Source organism: Arthrobacter cupressi, assembly GCF_900099975.1.
Lineage (GTDB): Bacteria > Actinomycetota > Actinomycetes > Actinomycetales > Micrococcaceae > Arthrobacter > Arthrobacter cupressi.
On record NZ_FNEI01000001.1, the window covers coordinates 384,537 to 401,391 of the forward strand.

The following is a 16,855-nucleotide window of genomic DNA, read 5'->3' on the forward strand; positions in this document are numbered from 1 at the left end:
TTACTGCCGTTGTGGTCTCCCACAACGGTGCTAGCTATCTCCCCAGGACCTTGGCGGCTCTGCTGGACCAGACGCGTCCGGCAGATGCCGCCATTGGCATTGATGCAGGCTCGCGGGACAACTCGGCGGAGTTGCTGGAACAGGCGCTGGGCAAGGCCAACGTCACCTCATCCAGCCAGCCGAAGACCGGATTCGGGGGCGCCGTCAAGGCCGGCCTCGAGGCCCTCGCCCCGGAAAAGGGGCGGGCTTCGGAATGGATCTGGCTGCTGCACGACGACGCGGCCCCGGCACCGGACGCCCTCGCCGAACTGCTGCACGCCGTCGAACGCGCGCCGTCGGTGACGGTGGCAGGCTGCAAGCAGCTCGACTGGGACGCCGAACGCCGGCTGATCGACGCCGGCCTGTCCACCAGCCGCTGGGCCGAACGCCTGACCCTCATCGAAGCCGATGAACTCGACCAGGGCCAGTACGACGGGCGTACCGACACCTTTGCCGTGAACTCCGCAGGCATGCTGGTCCGCCGTGACGTCTGGGAACAACTGCAGGGCTTCGACCCTGCCCTGCCCGGAACCGGCGACGACGTGGACCTCTGCTGGCGCAACTGGCTGGCCGGCAACCGCGTGGTGGTGGTGCCCTCGGCCCGGATGTACCACATTGACGGCCGCCCGGGGGCCCTTGCCACTCCGATGGCCGCGCGCAAGGCCCAGGTCCACCTGCGGCTCAAGCACTGCCCGGCATGGGCGGTGCCCCTCCACGCGGCAGGCGCACTGCTCGGCAGCGTCCTCCAATTTGTCCTCAGCATCCTGGTCAAGGAACCGGGGCGCGGCCTGGCCGAGTTGGGAGCCACGCTTGCCGCCCTCATCCGGCCCGCGGCGCTGCTTCGTGGCCGCCGGACCGCCGCGCAGACCCGCAAGGTGCGCCGCTCCGTGATCCGAGGCCTCCAGACCTCCCGGCGGGAAGTCTGGGCGCACCGGCGCACCCTTGTCGAGGCCATGGGCATCGAGGAGGACGAAGACTCCTCGCCCGAGCGGCTGTCCACGAATCTGCTGAACAGCGAACCCACCGGCGACTCCGCCGACGACTTCGCAGCACTCGCCACCAAGGAGCGGGGCTGGATCGGCACGGGTGCCGTCTCCGCCGCCGCGCTTGCCCTGGTGGCGTCCGTGGCGGGACTGCTCGGCGTGTTCGGCGCCTCGGCCGTCACCGGGGGAGCCCTGCTTCCGCTGTCGCCGGATCCGGCCACTATCTGGCGCACCGCCGCCAGTTGGTGGACAAGCCTCGGCCCGGGCCTGCCCGGCCACGGCGACCCGTTCGCCTATGTGCTCTGGCTGCTGTCCGTCCTGGGCGGGGGCAACGGAAACGCGGCCATGTCCTGGCTGCTGCTGCTTGCCATGCCGCTGTCCGCGCTCGGCGCCTGGTTTGCCGCGGGTGCCCTCACCGGCCTGCGCCGCTTCCGCTTCATCGCCGCCCTGCTGTGGGCCGCCGCCCCGGCGCTGCAGGTGGCCCTGAACCAGGGCCGCGCGGGGGCGCTCCTCGCCCATGTCATGATGCCGTTGCTGCTCCTGGCCCTCCTGCGCGCCACGGGCTCCGCCCGGGGCCGCCGCACCCAGGGTGCGGCCGCCAAAGGCCGGGCACGGGGCAGCCGTCCCGCGAAGGAGCTGCCCGGTAAACCCGGCAGCAACGGAACGCCGTCCTGGACGGCCGCTGCTGCCGCCGGACTGGTCCTGGCGGTCGTGACCGCCTCGGCGCCCTCCCTGTTCCTGCCGCTCGCCTTCCTGATCGTCCTGTGCGGGATCCTGCTCGGCCGCCGCGGCCGGACGGTCTGGTGGGCCCTGCTCCCGGCGGTTGTACTGTTCCTGCCGTTCGGCATCTCCGTGCTGGACCGGCCCCGCGCCCTCCTGGCCGATCCCGGCGTGCCGCTGGGTTCGCAGGCGGCCCCGCTCTGGCAGCAGTTGCTTGGCCAGCCCTTGGAATTTTCGCCCGACGGCGGACTGGCCAACCTTCCGCTGTTCGGTCCCTCCGCAGTGCCCTGGTCGCTGCTGCTGGCGTTGCTGGTGGGCGCGCCGGTGCTCCTCATGGCCGTCGCTGCGCTGTTCGTGCCCGGCCGGCGCACCCGCGTCACCCGCATGCTCTGGCTCGCGGCCCTCCTGCTGCTGGCCTGGTCCTGGGCCGCAGGACACGTGGCCACCGCACTCGTCGGAAATACGCTCGTCACACCATTCAGCGGCCCCGCTGTTTCGGCGGCTGCCTGCGCGCTGCTGGGGGCGGCCCTGATCGGTGCCGGGAACCTGCTTCGGCTTTCCGAACGCCCCCGCCGCGGGTCCGGAAACCCACGGCCTGCGGTGCTTCCATGGCTGTCCGGCCTGGCAACCCTGCTGCTGGTAGCCGGCCCACTCGCGGGGATGACCGTGTGGGCCGCCCAGAACGCCATTCCTGACGTGGACGGCGGTTTCACCGCCGCGGCGCTCGGCACCGAACGGCTCCTTCAGGCTGCGCCCGAGCGCACCTTGCCGGCCACCGCCGTCGACCACGGGCAGGGGCCGGAGCGGAGCAACACCTTGGTCATTACGCCTGACGAGCAGGGCGGGTACGCCTCGGCCCTCATGCGTGGGGCCGGAACAACGCTCGATTCCCTCTCCACAATTGCCGCGGCCCGTCAGATCAGCGGCCCGCCCGGCAAGGAGCAGGTCCGCAAGGACGATGACGCCACAGCGTCCATCCGCACTGCCGTGGCGACCATCGTGGCCGGCGCCGGTGTTGACCCGCGGCCCGCGCTGGAGCAGCTCGGCGCAGGCTTCGTGGTCCTGAAGGCTACCGACGCCGCCGCACAGCTGACCGCGAACAGGATCGACGCAGTGCCAGGGCTCGTGGCCGTCGGCCAGACGGACTCCGGCTGGCTCTGGCGGATCACCCCGCTCAACGACGCCGCTGCCAAGGACGCCGAGACCGCGCACCGCGTCCGGATCATCGACTCCAAAGGCGCCGCAACGGTGCTGCTTCCGTCCTCGGGCAACAACGTGGGCGTGGCCATCCCGGACGGCGCGGCCGGCCGCAGGCTGGTCCTCTCCGAGCGATTCGACCCGGGGTGGACAGCCTGGCTTGACGGGCAGCGCCTGACCGCCACCGCATCCGGCTGGACGCAGTCCTTCACCCTGCCGGCCCGTGGCGGGGAACTCAAAGTGCGCTACGTCAGCCCCTGGGAGCCGTGGCTGGGAGCCCTGCAGGTGCTGGTGATCGGCCTTACCGCCCTCCTGGCCATCCCCATGCCCGCACGGCGCCCGAAGCCGGCCCGGTCCATCAACAACCGGACCGGCCAGAAACGGTCCAGCCAAAAGCGGGGCCCGGAAGAGCACCCCGCCCCCAAGGAGCGCAGCAGTGTCTAAGGACAACAGCACCGAAGCCCCCAAGGCCGCCCCGAAGCCCGGACGGAAGCGGCAAAGCCGCGGAATCGTGGGTGGAGTACTTTCCGCAGCCCTCCTGCTCGCCGGGGGAGCTGGTGTGGTGTCCGCTGCCTCGATCCTGCCTCCGGCGGCCGGGAGCCGGATCCTCCAAGCGGGACTGACAGATGTTCCCGCAGGCCGCAGCACCATGGTGTGCCCCGGCCCGGCGGTGCTGCCCGAAGGCACGGCCGCCGGCACCGACCCCCAGTTCAGCCCGGTTTCGCGCACGGCGAAGAACAGGCTGGATGCCCTGGTGCTCAGTGACGCGGCAGGGGTACTGCCCGCGAGCCGGGTGGCCGCCCTGGACGGCAGCGGGGCCAGGACCGTGTCGGAAGCACCGAAGGAAAGCCCGGCACCGGCCCCCGGCCCGCCGGCACTCAAGGCAGCAACGGTTGCGCAGGACGCAGGCAGGATTACGGTGCTGGGCGCCGAACCGACGGGCAAGCAGCAGGCCGCCCTGGCCGCCGTCGGAAGCTACTCCGCCACGGACGGCGACCTGCGCGGCCTCGCAGCGGCGCAATGCCAGCAGCCCTCCAACGACTTCTGGCTCCTCGGGGCGGACACCACGGTAGGGCGCACCGCCTTGCTGAACCTCAGCAATGCCTCCGGGACGCCGGCCACCGTCAACCTCGAACTTCTCGGCGCCAAGGGACGGATCCAGTCGCCCGGCAGCCGGGGCCTCCTGGTGCCGCCGGGTAGCAGCCGCACCATCAACCTGGCCGGCCTGGCCTCTGACGAGGAACATCTCTCCGTCCACGTGCGCAGCAGCGGCGGCCCGGTGGCCGCAACCGTCCAGCAGAGCGTGTTGCGCGGCCTCGTCTCCGGCGGCGTGGAGCATCTGGCGCCGGGTGCCGCGCCGGCGGACTCCCAGGTCATGACCGGCGTGGTCATCCAGGACCCCAAGACCATCAACGCCCTCAGTAGCCGGGACGGTTTCGCCGATGCCGTGCCCGCCGTGGAAGTCACGGTCCCGGGTGCCGCCGACGCGGTGCTGGATATCAGGCTTTTCGGACGAAACGGACAGCAGGCGCTGGCCGGCGGGGGAGCCGTCACGGTCAAGGCGGGTTCGGTTGCCGAAATTCCGCTGAACGGTGTCCCCGCAGGGACCTACACGGTCAGCGTCACTTCGGACGTGCCGTTCGCGGCGGCCGCCCGGCTGCTTGGCAGCCCCCGCGAATCGGCGCCCATGGACTTCGCCTGGTCTCCGGCCGCCGTCCGGCTGGGCAGCCAGCACGTGGTGGCGGTACCCAGGGACGGGCGCCGTTTCCTGAGTTTCGGTGTGCCGGACGGCAGGGCCACCGTGAACTACACCCCGGTGACGGTGAACGGCAAGCTCGGCAAGACCGAATCAGTGGACATCGCAGGGGGAACGACGACGGTCATCGGCGTTCCGGACACGGCCAAGGGGCCCGCGGTGATCGGCTACGTGGTGGCCGCCTCGGGCGATCCGGCCTACGGCGCGGTGCTCCTCGGCGAGCAGGAAGGCCCGGGGATCTCCACGGTGGCCGTCCAGCAAGGCGCGCTGGGGCATGAGAAAGTCGCGGTAACGCTGGGCTACTAGACCCGGCCCGCCACGAGGCAGCTACTGGTAGCGGCGGCGGTAGACAGGGTCCAGCGACTCGGGCGGGACGCCCAGGTACTCGGCGGTGTATTCCACCACCACGTCATGGATCAGGTCCTGGAGTTCGTCCCGTCCACCCGCCGTGTGCTCCACCACGCGCCGGTACACGGTGATGAGCGGGCCCTCACTGCCGCTGCCGCGGCTGCACGCACCCAAGGGGGCGGCTCCGCCTTCGGCGAGCAATTGCTCAAGGTTGGGCGGGATTTCCTCAACGGCAAAGGCGACGCCGTTCAACTGCTGGCCCCACATGTCCTGCAGGCGTTCCGCCGAATCCAGGACCAGATCATCAAAACGTTCGGCCCTGCTGCGGTACCCGGGAAGGGTGGGAAGCATGACTTCCCCGCGCTGTCCGCGGCCGTGCCGGTTCCGCCGGCGCTGCCTGAAGCTGCGCACCGGAGCCCCGGAAGTGCTGCCGCCGGTTTCGCCCAGGCTGACCGTGAAGCCCGGACTGTGGTGCTGTGACTGCATATACAGACTCTAGTCCCCAGCGGCTCCCAAATCTCGCTTCGCTTCGATTCGGGGCCCTCGCCGCTGTGGGCCCACCCATCTGCTCCTAAATCTCGCTTCGCTTCGATTCGGGGCCCTCGCCGCTGTGGGCCCACCCAGCGCGACATAATCCGCGCTGGGCGGCCAATGCGCCGCCTGCCGCCCTGCACCCGCTAATCTGGGATGTTGTGGGTGCTATTCGCCAATGTTCCAGGTCAGCCTGCCGCCAGTCCGCGGTGGCCACGTTGACGTACGTTTACGCCGAATCGACGGCCGTGCTGGGGCCGCTGGCGATGTACGCCGAACCGCACTCCTACGACCTCTGCACCCAGCATGCAGACTCCCTGACTGTGCCGCGCGGCTGGGAGGTCCTTCGCCTGGCGATGCCCTCCACCCCGCCGGAACCCGGCCCCGATGACCTGCTCGCCCTGGCCAACGCCGTCCGCGAAGCCGCCGCGGCTCCTGACGCTCCGGGACAGCGCACCTCCCGGCCCGCCGTCGAACCCCCGCTTGTGGAGGGGGCACGCCGGGGCCACCTGCGCATCCTGCGCGAGCCTTCCTGAGGCGTAAACACAATCGTTCCAGCTGTTGCCGGGCTGTACGCTGGAAGCTGCATATCCGGTCCGCCACCGGCACCCGTGCGACGGTGCCATCCAGGGAGCTACAACCATGCCAAAGGTCAGTCCTGAACTGTTGTCCATTCTGCGTTGCCCGGTCACCGGTTCAGCGCTGGTCCAGGAAGGCGAGGAACTGGTAGCTGCCGAGGCCGACGCCACGGGCAACAAGCCCCGCTACGCCATCCAGGACGGGATCCCCCTGCTGCTGCCGCCGGAACTGCTGGCCGCGGCAGACGCCGCTCCGTCCGGCCAGCACGACGGCCCCGCCAAAGCCTGACCCGCCCGCACCTGTTCCAGACGTACACCGGTTTTATCTAAGGACACCCATGACTTTCGACTTCAAGGTTGCCGACCTTTCCCTGGCCGAGGCAGGCCGCCACCAGATCCGCCTCGCCGAACACGAAATGCCGGGCCTGATGTCCCTGCGCGCCGAATTCGGCCCGAGCCAGCCGCTCAAGGGCGCCCGGATCGCAGGATCGCTGCACATGACCGTGCAGACCGCTGTTCTCATCGAGACCCTCACCGCCCTCGGCGCGGAAATCCGCTGGGCCTCCTGCAACATCTTCTCCACCCAGGACGAAGCCGCCGCAGCCGTCGTCGTTGGCAACGGCACCCCGGAAAACCCGCAGGGCGTTCCCGTCTTCGCCTGGAAGGGCGAAACCCTCGACGAATACTGGTGGACCGCTGAGCAGATCCTCACCTGGCCCGGTGCCGACAGCAACCCGGAGCTCGGCCCCAACATGATCCTCGACGACGGCGGCGACGCAACGCTGCTCCTGCACAAGGGTGTCGAGTTCGAGGCAGCCGGAGCCGTCCCGGAAGCCAGCGACGACGATCCCGAGGAATACGCCCTCATCCTGGGCGTGCTGCGTGCCTCGCTGGCCAAGGACCCGCAGAAGTGGACGCGCATCGCCGCCGGAATCCGCGGCGTCAGCGAAGAGACCACCACGGGCGTGCACCGCCTCTACCAACTCGCCGAACAGGGCAAGCTGCTGTTTCCGGCGATCAACGTCAATGACTCCGTCACCAAGAGCAAGTTCGACAACAAGTACGGCATCCGCCACTCCCTGCCCGACGGCATCAACCGTGCCACCGACGTGCTGATGGGCGGCAAGGTCGCCGTCGTCTGCGGCTACGGCGACGTCGGAAAGGGCGCGGCGGAAGCGCTCCGCGGCCAGGGCGCCCGCGTGATCGTCACCGAAATCGACCCCATCTGCGCACTGCAGGCCGCCATGGACGGCTATCAGGTGGCCCGCCTCGACACCGTGCTGGAACAGGGTGACATCTTCATCACCACCACCGGCAACAAGGACGTCATCATGGCCGAGGACATGGTGCGCATGAAGAACAAGGCGATCGTGGGCAACATCGGCCACTTCGACAACGAGATCGACATGGCCGGCCTGGCCAAGGTCGAGGGGGTAACGAAGGTCGAGATCAAGCCTCAGGTCCACGAATGGGTCTTCGACGCCGGCACCGGCACCGAACGCTCCATCATCGTGCTCTCCGAGGGACGTCTCCTGAACCTCGGCAACGCCACAGGCCACCCCTCCTTCGTGATGAGCAACTCGTTCGCGAACCAGACCATCGCCCAGATCGAGCTGTGGACCAAGCGCGACCAGCCCGAAGGCGAACGCGAATACGAAAACCAGGTCTACGTGCTGCCAAAGATCCTGGACGAGAAGGTGGCCCGGCTGCACCTGGACGCCCTCGGCGTCGAACTGACCGAGCTCAGCAAGGAACAGGCCGAATACCTGGACCTGGACGTAGCCGGCCCGTACAAGCCGGAGCACTACCGCTACTGACGGCCAGTTTGCGGCGCGGGTTGTCACATGCAGCCCGCGCCGCGCCGTTTGCCGCCCCGGCGCGGCTAGAATTGACTGGTTACTTTGACAGGCCCGTTTCGATGCCGGCCTGCACGTGGGGATGTGGAGACGGAACATGGGGAACAGGGCGAAACGCCGTACCGGAAAGATCCTGGTTGTGGCCGGAATCTGCGCAGCGGTCGCAGTCGGCGGAATCGGGGTCGCAACGGCGCCTTCATGGCTGGACCGCGCCCCGGAGTCTGAGGCGGGATCACCGCAACGCAGCGAAGTGGGGCTCGCCTCCGCCGTCGTCAAGGCAGTGGAACTGGGCATCACGCCCCTGGACGGTGCACGTGAAGTGAACCCCGCCGTCGGGCCGACCGTAAAGGCCGTCAACGGCACCCTGAAGGACGTCGTCCTGGCCCCGGCCGACGGTGGCACTGCCGTGAAGGGCAGCGTCAGCGCCGACGGCAGCACCTGGAGCACCCTGGAACCGCTGAAGTTCAACACGAAGTACAGCTACTCCTTCACCGTGGTGGACGGCGCCGGGCGGGAAACCAAGAAGACCCAGAGCTTCACCACGGTCTCCACACCCAACGAAGCCGACGCCTCGGTCTACCCCTTGGACGGATCGGTCATGGGCTCCGGCCAGCCGATCGAGATCAACTTCAGCGAGCCGGTCCTGAACAAGGCGGCGATGGAGAAGACCGTGAAGATCTCGGTCTCCTCCAAGCAGAAGGTCGCCTGGCGCTGGTACTCCGACCAGAAGGTCCGCATCCGCCCCGAAAAGTTCTGGGCGTCCGGCACCAAGGTCACCGTGGACCTGCCGCTTTTCGGCAAGGAATTCGGCAACGGCATGATCGGCAACTCCAACGTCAAGGTGTCCTTCACCACCGGGCCCCAGCGCGTGGCCGTGGTCGACGACCTCACCAAGACCATGAAGGTGTACTTCGACGGCGTCCTGGTCCGCACGGCTCCTGTGACGCTTGGCAGCCCGGACTGGCTCTCACCCACCGGCTACGCGGTGATCATGGAACAGCAGCGGTACTCGAAGTTCAACGCCGGCAGCATCGGCCTCAAACCGGGCGACAAGGGCTACTACCCGCCGCTGACCGTTGAACATGCCAACCGCCTCACCAACTCGGGCGTCTATGTGCACCAGGCACTGCCCTCCGCCTACGGGGCCGTGGGTGTGGCGAACGTGTCCCACGGCTGCGTAGGTCTGCTTCCGGCGGACGCCGCCTGGTTCTTCAACAACATGAAAACCGGCGACCTCGTCCAGGTGCTCAACACCGGGGCGCCCGCGGTGGAGCCGCTGGAGGGCTTCGGCGACTGGAACATCCCCTGGGCCTCCTACGCCCACCGCTGAACCGTCAGCCGCTGAACGGCACCCGGCCGAGGCGCTCCCCGACGCGCCGGCTGCGTTCCTCGGCGCGCGTCAGCCGCCGGAATTCGCGGTCCCGCCGCTCGCCGAGCACCGCCCACAGGTAGTCTTCCGGGAGGGTTCCCGGGGGCGGCGGCGGGGCCACATGCGCGGACATTTCCGCCGCCAGGGACAGGGCCATGTTGATGCGCGACGCCGGAGCCATCCTGGGTGCCTGCTGCACGAACTGGTTCGCCCGGCGGGCTGTCCCGTCCGGGATCCGGCCGATGTCGGCGAGGGCCGCCCAGCCCTGCAGATACGGAGGTGCGAAGGGGAAAACCTTCACTTCCTGCTGGACGCGCTGGCGCAGCGAGTACGTGCCGGCCACGATGTCGCCGAGCCTTTTCGACTTGTCGTTGAACAGGGCCACCGCCACGGCCAGGCCGCCGAAAGTCAGGAAAATTTCGAGGAACCCGATCAGCCCCCGGATCAGGGCGTGCCGGAAGCGGATGGACCCGCCGTCGTCGCGCACGATCCGCAGGCCCGCCGCGAACTTGCCGACGGAGCGGCCGCGGCTCAGGGTCTCGACGGCCACGGGGACCACCACCAGGCACAGCACCACGCTGCTGAGCATGACGGCCCGGGCGGCGGCGTCGTCGAGGTCCGGGAGCAGGCCGGTGACGAGCAGCATCATGAAGAACAGCAGCACGAAATACACCAGCAGGTCCAATGCCAGGCCGAGGGCCCGGGCGGCGAGCGATGCAGGCCGGAGTTCAAGGACCACTGCCTCGCCGGTAATGATTGAACTCACGGATGCCCCCAACTGTGATGGATTGTCCTCAAAGTTTAGGCCTTCCTGGGGGGAGCGGGGGTTAGGGTAGTGCCGTGGATATCGACGCCTTCACCGCGGTGCACGCTGCCAAATGGGCGCGCCTGCATGACCTGGCGCACCAGCGGCGCTTGAGTGGCGACGAGGCCGACGAACTCCTGAAGCTGTACCAGACGGCGTCCTCGCACCTCTCGCTGATCCGGTCCGTGGCGCCGGAAGGGGCGCTGTCCGCGTCCTTGTCCGCGGCGCTCGCGCAGGCACGGACCCGCTTCACCGGGGCACGCTCGAACTTCATGGAGGACCTGGCTGTATTCTTCGTGGTGTCCCTGCCGGCCGCGTTCTACCGGCTCCGGTGGATGACTTTGTGGTGCGGGGTCTTCTTCTGCCTCGTCGGCGCCGCCTACGCACTGTGGATCGGGACCTCGCCCGACGCCCTGCGCGCCCTGGGCAGCAACTCCAAGGTGCGGCAGTATGTGGACGAGGACTTCATCGACTACTACTCGGAGAACCCCGCAGCGTCCTTCGCCGGGGCCGTGTGGACCAACAACGCCTGGATAGGGGCGCAGGCCGTCGCCCTGGGCATCACGGGGTTCTGGGTGCCCATGATGCTGGTGGCCAACGCCCAGGGCGTCGGCATCGCCGCCGGGGTTTTCGCCGCCACCGGCAAGCTGGACGTATTCTTCAGCTACATCCTCCCGCACGGACTCATGGAGCTTACGGCGGTCTTCATTGCCTCGGCCGCGGGGCTGAAGATCTTCTGGGCCATGGTCTCGCCGGGTCCGCGGCGGCGCATCCAGGCCGTTGCCGACGAAGGCCGTTCGTTGATCACCGTGGCCCTGGGGCTGGTGCTGGTGCTCTTCATCTCGGGGCTCGTAGAAGCCTTCGTGACGCCCAGTCCGCTGCCGGTGTGGGGCAAATTGGTGATCGGCGGTCTGGTCCTTGCCGCCTACTGGGTGTACACGCTGGTGCTGGGCGGCCGGGCTGTCCGCGCTGGAGCGACCGGCGACCTGGGCAGCAACGACGCCGGGTACCGGGCGTTCGCGGCCTGACGGACGCTCCGGATTCCGGCGCTCGCCGGGGTGGCACGTCGCCCGGCACAAGGGCTGACGGTAGGCTCGAATACAGAGAATATTGCCGGTGACCTGTTTTACACCGGCATGCGAACCGAACGGAAGCGAAGCGACGTGAGTGACAAAACCCCGAACCCCAGTGAGCCGGACGTGGAAATCGACGACGACGGCGAGCCGGCTTTCGAGTGGATGAAACCTGCCGCCAAGGCTGAGTCCCGGCAGGCGCCGTCCGCTTCGCCCGCCGCCACTGCGGATTCCGCTACGCCCGCCAAACCTGCCGGAGCCGGTTCCGCGCCCGCCAAGGCGGCCGAACCCGCCAAGACTGCTGTGGCAGGCAAGTCTGCTGAACCAGGCAAGTCTGCTGAGCCAGGCAAGTCTGCTGAACCAGGCAAGGGCCCGGTGAAGCAGCCCGAAAGCCGGGCTGACCGCAAGGCCGCCGAGGCTGCCGGCGCCGCACCCGAACCGGCGCTTTTCGCAGAGCCGCTTCCGACGTCGGCCCTTCAGGTCCGGCCGCCGGAAGCGGAAGTGGAACGCCGCAACGCCGAGCGCGAGCTGGCAGCCAACGCCAAGCCCGTGGCCCCCCGTGTTTTCCAGGTGCTCCTGGGCGTGTTCTACCCGGTGGTGCTGCTGGTCCTGGCCATCCGGGCCGTCACCAGCCCGCTGTTCCTCTGGGTGGAATACAACCGTCCGGGCTTCCCGGGCGACGGGTACGGGTTCAGCACCGATGACCGGATGAGCTATGGCTCCTACGCCGTGGACTACCTCAGCAACTGGGCAGGCCCGCGGTACCTCGGCGACTTGGTCCACGAGGACGGCACGAAGTTGTTCAAGGACAGCGAAGTGGCGCACATGGCCGATGTAAAGCTCGTGATGCTTGCGTCGTTCGGCGCGGCCGCGCTGATGGTCGTCATCGGCATCATCGCGATGCTGTACCTGCGCAAGCGCAGCACCGGCGGCATTCGCCGCGGCCTCTTTGCCGGGTCCATTGCCACGCTGGTGGTGATCCTGGCCCTGGGCACGCTCGGGGTCCTCGGCTGGCAGCAGTTCTTCACCGAGTTCCACCGGATCTTCTTCGCCAGCGGGACCTGGACCTTCGCGATGGACGACACGCTCATCCGCTTGTTCCCCGGACAGTTCTGGATGGATGCCGGCATCGCCATTGCGGCGCTGGTCTTCCTGGCCGCCCTGCTCACCCTGATCCTGACCTGGCCTACGCGCCGCCGCCGCGGCCTGCCGCCCCGGAACGCGCCCAAGGACACCGGCACCGATGCTGACGAAAGCGGCGCCGCCACGAAGGACCGCGACGCCGGGGCCAAGGCCTAGAAGCCGCTAGATCCAGGACGGCATCCACATGCGCATCCGCCAGTCCTGGTAGCTGATGGTCTCGGCGGTCCAGACCGGGTAGAAGTACGCGGACACCAGGACCGCCAGGACCACGATCAGTGCCACGAGGTAGAGGCCTGACAGGCGCCGCCACTGCGGGTCGCCTGGCCGGCCCAGGATGCGGCCCAGTCCGTACACCAGGGCGAGGACGAGGAACGGCTCGAAGGACAGGGCGTAGAAGAAGAACATGGTCCGCTCGGGATACAGGAACCATGGCAGGTACCCTGCGGCGACTCCGGCGAGGATGGCGCCCGCCCGCCAGTCCCGGCGCCCGGCCCACCAGAACAGCAGCACCGCGAGGGCGATCGTGGCACCCCACCAGATCACCGGGTTGCCCACCGAAAGGATCGCGGTGGTGCAGGTGGGAAGCTCGCAGCCTGCGGTGCCCAGCTTGGGGGACTCGTAGAAGAAGGACGTGGGCCGGCCCATTACCAGCCAGCTCCATGGACTAGCCTCATAGGGGTGGTCCGCGCCCAGGCCCTGATGGAACTTGTAGGCCTCAAGGTGGTAGTGCGCCAGGGAACGCAGCGGTGCCGGAATCCAGTCCCAGCCCGACGCCGGCTGCTTCTCCGCCCACCCGCGGAAATAGGCGTCCTTGGAGAGGAACCAGCCAGTCCACGTTGACAGGTACACGGCGGCCGCCACCGGGATCATGCTGAAGAACGCCGGCACGCCGTCCTTGAGCACCGCGGCGCTGGCCCAGCTCCGGATGCCGGCGATCCGCCGCGCATTCATGTCCCACAGGACGGTCAGCAGGCCGAACACGGCAACGAAGGCCAGAGCCGACCATTTCACGCCCACGGCCAGGCCAAGGCACACGCCGGCAACGAGACGCCACCACCGCAGGCCAAGGAACGGCCCGGCCACCAAGGTCCTGGCCGGAGGCCGGCCGTCCCCAAAGGCTGTGGCAAGGCGCGCGGCAAGGCGGCGCCGGCCGTCGTCCCGGTCCATCAGCAGTGCGCCGAAAGCCGCGAGGACCCAGAACATCAGGAAAACGTCCAGGATGGCCGTGCGCGACATGACCAGGTGGTGGCCGTCGACGGCGAGCAGCAGCCCGGCCACCCCGCCCAGCACGTGCGAACGGAACAACTTCAGGGCGATCAGCGAAACCAGGAAGACGGACAGGGTCCCCGTCAGTGCCGCCGCGAAGCGCCACCCAAACGGATTGTCCGGGCCGAAGAGACCCATGCCCCAGGCAATCATCCACTTGCCGAACGGCGGATGCACCACGTACTCCGGGGTGTCCAGGGGCAACACCGGGTTCCCGGCCTTGAAGGAATCGTTGGCCTTCTGCGGCCAGTTCCTTTCGTAGCCGCTCAGCAGGTACGAGTACGCGTCCTTGACGTAGTAGGTCTCGTCGAACACCAGGCTATGCGGGGTGTCCAGCCGGACAAAGCGCAGGATCCCGGCGATCACCGCGGTGACCGTGGGAATCAGCCAGAACCACAGACGCAACGACGGCGGATAGTCCCGCCAGCTCTGGATCCCCCCGATCAGCCGCTCCCGGAGAGCCGGGGCGGTGAAGGCTCCCGCGGGCCGCACCAGCCAAGCAGGGGAGGCGGGGCGCACGGCGATCTCGGTCACCTGCCCCATGCTACCGCCGCGGGCTGTGGGCGCAGGCCGCGGGCTTGGCCCGGGAGCCGGGAGTTTTCTGGGAGACTGTCCGCCATGACGCAGAAGGTGCACAAAGGCCTCCACCATGGCATCCCCACGTATTCGCTCGACGATGGAGGCCCCTGCAACGGGAAGCTCCATGTCGGCGTTGGCATGCGGGATGAGCCTGCGGTGCTGGCCGGCATCACCCACCTGGTGGAACATCTCCTGCTCCGCATGGTCCAGCCGCAGACCGTGCTGCATGGCGGGACGACCGGCACGGAGTCCGTGGAGTTTTGGGCCAGCGGGGAGCCGGAGGACGTCGCTGCGTTCCTCAATGCCATCGCCGCGGCCGTGTGCCGGTTCCAGGACGTGTCCGGGGAGGACATCGGCCGGGAGAAGGCTGTGATCCAAGCGGAGGACCCGAACAAATTCCGGGCGGTATCGAGCGGGCTCTACGGCTATCGTTTTGGGGCCGCGGATCTCGGGAACGCTCATTTCGGTGCCCCGGCAACGGAAAGCCTCGGCATGTCTGAGTTGCTGTCCTGGGCGCGGCAGTGGTTCGTCGCGGAAAACGCTGCCCTGACCTTCACCGGCGAGGTCCCGGCGGCCTTGGACGTCAGCATGCCCCCGGGCAGTATCCCGGAGCGGAGCGTGGCAGTTCCGCTCATCACCGAGCCGACGCTGGTGGTCTCCCGGAAGGACGGCGTGGCTTTGTCCCTGCTGGTCCCGGACGCGGACGCCGAGCTGCTTGCTGAGGCACTGCGCTACGAACTGTGTGCTCGTCTCCGCCACGACTACGGTCTGGTCTACTCAGTGGTCGATTTCCAGGCTCCGATGGACGCCGACACGGTGCAGCTGGACCTCATCCTGGACCCGACGTCGTCGAACATCCCGGCAGCCTTCGACGCCGGAACCGCGGCTCTCCACGACATCGCCAGCACCGGTTTCAGCGTGGAAGCACTGGACTACACGCGCAAGGCTCGCGCCTCCGATCTGGAGTACGGACGGTCCGTGCCCGACTGGCACCTCGACCGGCTGGCCGTGCGCGGATTGCGCGGGTGGAGCACGCCCGGCCTGAAAACGGTCACCCGGCATACGGACTCGACGACGGCGGTCAGCCTCGCTGCGTCCCTGGCGGCAAGCATGGAAAGCCTCATGGTTGCCGTCGCCGGATACGCGAAGCCCCGCCGGAAACACGCGGCCGCCCAGGGACTCGCCTTCGAGAGTTTCCTGATCTGGCGGGACACAGCACCTGCAGTGCCGAACGGGCACAGGGCCTGGCAGGCGAAGGACTCGGAAGCCGTCCTTTGGCTCACTCCGGACCGCCTGCTGAAGCGCAGCGGCAAGAAAACCAAGGCGATCGAACTCGCGGACATCGCAGTCGCGGGCGACCGAAGCTGCGGCTGTGTTTGCCTCCTGGACCGCCACGGCCGGAGCCTGGACTTCGACGTCACCGAGTGGAGGAAGGGCAAGGAGCTGCGCAGCTCCTTGCTCGCGGCCGTCCCTGAGGATACGGTCCGCGTCTTCCCGGCGGACTAGTTCGCGAGGGCCCTGATCTGAGCGAAGCGAGGATTGGGATCGAACTGGGCGCTAGCCGCTCCGGGTACAAGTACGCTTGGTCGGGTGAGTGAACAAGCAGAGCCCCAAGCCGACGTCGACGATTCCGCCCCGGAAGCCCGCACGGAAGACGCCCTGACCCGCGACCTCCTGCCCGTGACCCCGGGTGGCGGCCGGATCGTGCTCGCCGCGACGCCGATCGGCAACGTCGGCGATGCCTCCAGCCGCTTGGTGGAGCTGCTGCAGACCGCACACATCATTGCCGCTGAAGACACCCGCCGGCTGCACCGGCTGGTGCACGCGCTCGGCATCGAAGTTTCCGGCCGGGTCATCAGCTACCACGAACACAACGAAGCCACCAAGACCGCGGACCTCCTGGAACAGGTCCAGGCAGGAAAAACCATCCTGATGGTGAGCGACGCCGGCATGCCCGCCGTCTCGGACCCCGGCTTCCGGCTTGTTGAGGGAGCCGTGGCGGCAGGCCTGTTCGTCACCGCCGTGCCGGGCCCGTCCGCTGTGCTGACGGCGCTCGCCCTCTCCGGACTGCCCACCGACCGCTTCTGCTTCGAGGGCTTCCTGCCCCGGAAGGCAGGGGAGCGCAGCTCCCGCCTGGCAGAGCTCGACGGCGAACGCCGCACCATGGTGTTCTTCGAAGCCCCGCACCGGCTCGAAGCCATGCTCCGGGCGCTGCACGACCGCTTCGGCGCTGAGCGCAGGGTCGCCGTGTGCCGGGAACTGACCAAGACCTACGAAGAAGTCCTTCGCGGTACGGTCCAGGAACTCCTCGAATGGGCGGAAAACAACGAAGTCCGCGGTGAAATCGCCGTGGTGGTGGAAGGTGCCCCGGAAAAGGCGCCCGGCACTCCCGAGGACCACGTGGCGGCCGTCAACGAACTGGTGGCGCAGGGAATCCGGCTCAAGGAAGCCGTGGCCGCGGTGGCCGAAGAAGCCCGGGTCAGCAAGCGCGAGCTCTACTCTGCCGTGCTCGCGGCGCGTTAAGGCCGTGCTCGCGGCGCGGAAGGCATGGCCCGCAGAGGCCCCGGCGCCGGCTGTGCAAGTGCACAGAGAGCGGCGGTGGCGGCAGTGCG

General features: G+C 68.6%; 13 protein-coding genes. 10 read left to right on the forward strand and 3 right to left on the reverse strand.

Annotated features, from left to right (window positions below; all coding sequences use genetic code 11):
- The first annotated feature begins 11 nt into the window (after window positions 1-11).
- Both BLP88_RS01755 and BLP88_RS01760 read left to right on the forward strand, forming a co-directional pair.
- A complete protein-coding gene (locus tag BLP88_RS01755; RefSeq protein ID WP_074586391.1) occupies window positions 12-3,383 on the forward strand; it encodes a glycosyltransferase in 3,372 nt (1,123 codons plus the stop codon).
- Window positions 3,376-5,001, forward strand: coding sequence for a DUF5719 family protein (locus BLP88_RS01760; protein ID WP_074586393.1), 1,626 nt, complete (start codon window positions 3,376-3,378; stop codon window positions 4,999-5,001). The genes BLP88_RS01755 and BLP88_RS01760 overlap by 8 nt, the downstream gene beginning before the upstream one ends.
- Before the next feature lie 21 nt (window positions 5,002-5,022).
- Here BLP88_RS01760 and BLP88_RS01765 read toward each other — a convergent pair whose 3' ends face one another.
- Window positions 5,023-5,529, reverse strand: a complete 507-nt coding sequence (locus BLP88_RS01765; protein WP_074586394.1) for a metallopeptidase family protein — start codon at window positions 5,527-5,529, stop codon at window positions 5,023-5,025.
- A gap of 206 nt (window positions 5,530-5,735) precedes the next feature.
- Between BLP88_RS01765 and BLP88_RS01770 the strand changes: the two genes are divergently transcribed.
- The 4 genes from BLP88_RS01770 to BLP88_RS01785 all read left to right on the forward strand — a co-directional run bounded on the left by BLP88_RS01770 (window position 5,736) and on the right by BLP88_RS01785 (window position 9,338).
- Window positions 5,736-6,110 (forward strand): DUF3499 domain-containing protein, encoded by a 375-nt coding sequence (locus BLP88_RS01770; protein WP_139163267.1) that lies wholly within the window; start codon window positions 5,736-5,738, stop codon window positions 6,108-6,110.
- Window positions 6,111-6,216: 106 nt separating this feature from the next.
- Entirely contained in the window at window positions 6,217-6,441 is a 225-nt protein-coding gene (locus BLP88_RS01775) for a hypothetical protein (protein ID WP_074586397.1), read from the forward strand.
- 49 nt (window positions 6,442-6,490) lie between these two features.
- Complete coding sequence (ahcY, locus tag BLP88_RS01780; protein WP_074586398.1) at window positions 6,491-7,969, forward strand: adenosylhomocysteinase; 1,479 nt, start codon at window positions 6,491-6,493, stop codon at window positions 7,967-7,969.
- Between the two features lie 136 nt (window positions 7,970-8,105).
- A complete protein-coding gene (locus tag BLP88_RS01785; RefSeq protein ID WP_074586399.1) occupies window positions 8,106-9,338 on the forward strand; it encodes a L,D-transpeptidase in 1,233 nt (410 codons plus the stop codon).
- A gap of 4 nt (window positions 9,339-9,342) precedes the next feature.
- Here BLP88_RS01785 and BLP88_RS01790 read toward each other — a convergent pair whose 3' ends face one another.
- Window positions 9,343-10,143, reverse strand: a complete 801-nt coding sequence (locus BLP88_RS01790) for an RDD family protein (protein WP_074586628.1) — start codon at window positions 10,141-10,143, stop codon at window positions 9,343-9,345.
- 74 nt (window positions 10,144-10,217) lie between these two features.
- On the opposite strand from BLP88_RS01790, the gene BLP88_RS01795 reads away from it, so the two are divergent.
- A complete protein-coding gene (locus tag BLP88_RS01795) occupies window positions 10,218-11,210 on the forward strand; it encodes a stage II sporulation protein M (RefSeq protein ID WP_175453466.1) in 993 nt (330 codons plus the stop codon).
- A gap of 135 nt (window positions 11,211-11,345) precedes the next feature.
- Window positions 11,346-12,554, forward strand: a complete 1,209-nt coding sequence (locus BLP88_RS01800) for a TIGR01906 family membrane protein (protein ID WP_074586400.1) — start codon at window positions 11,346-11,348, stop codon at window positions 12,552-12,554.
- Between the two features lie 6 nt (window positions 12,555-12,560).
- On the opposite strand, the gene BLP88_RS01805 is transcribed toward BLP88_RS01800, so the two are convergent.
- The gene (locus BLP88_RS01805) at window positions 12,561-14,207 is read right to left on the reverse strand and encodes a dolichyl-phosphate-mannose--protein mannosyltransferase (RefSeq protein ID WP_084110681.1); all 1,647 of its coding nucleotides are present in this window, start codon (window positions 14,205-14,207) and stop codon (window positions 12,561-12,563) included.
- A gap of 75 nt (window positions 14,208-14,282) precedes the next feature.
- On the opposite strand from BLP88_RS01805, the gene BLP88_RS01810 reads away from it, so the two are divergent.
- Together BLP88_RS01810 and rsmI are read left to right on the forward strand one after the other, a co-directional pair.
- Window positions 14,283-15,749 carry a peptidase M16 family protein gene (locus BLP88_RS01810; RefSeq protein WP_084110682.1) on the forward strand — a complete coding sequence of 489 codons (1,467 nt, stop codon included), beginning with the start codon at window positions 14,283-14,285 and terminating at the stop codon, window positions 15,747-15,749.
- Between the two features lie 153 nt (window positions 15,750-15,902).
- Window positions 15,903-16,766 carry a 16S rRNA (cytidine(1402)-2'-O)-methyltransferase gene (gene rsmI, locus BLP88_RS01815; protein WP_139163278.1) on the forward strand — a complete coding sequence of 288 codons (864 nt, stop codon included), beginning with the start codon at window positions 15,903-15,905 and terminating at the stop codon, window positions 16,764-16,766.
- The last annotated feature ends 89 nt before the right edge of the window (window positions 16,767-16,855 follow it).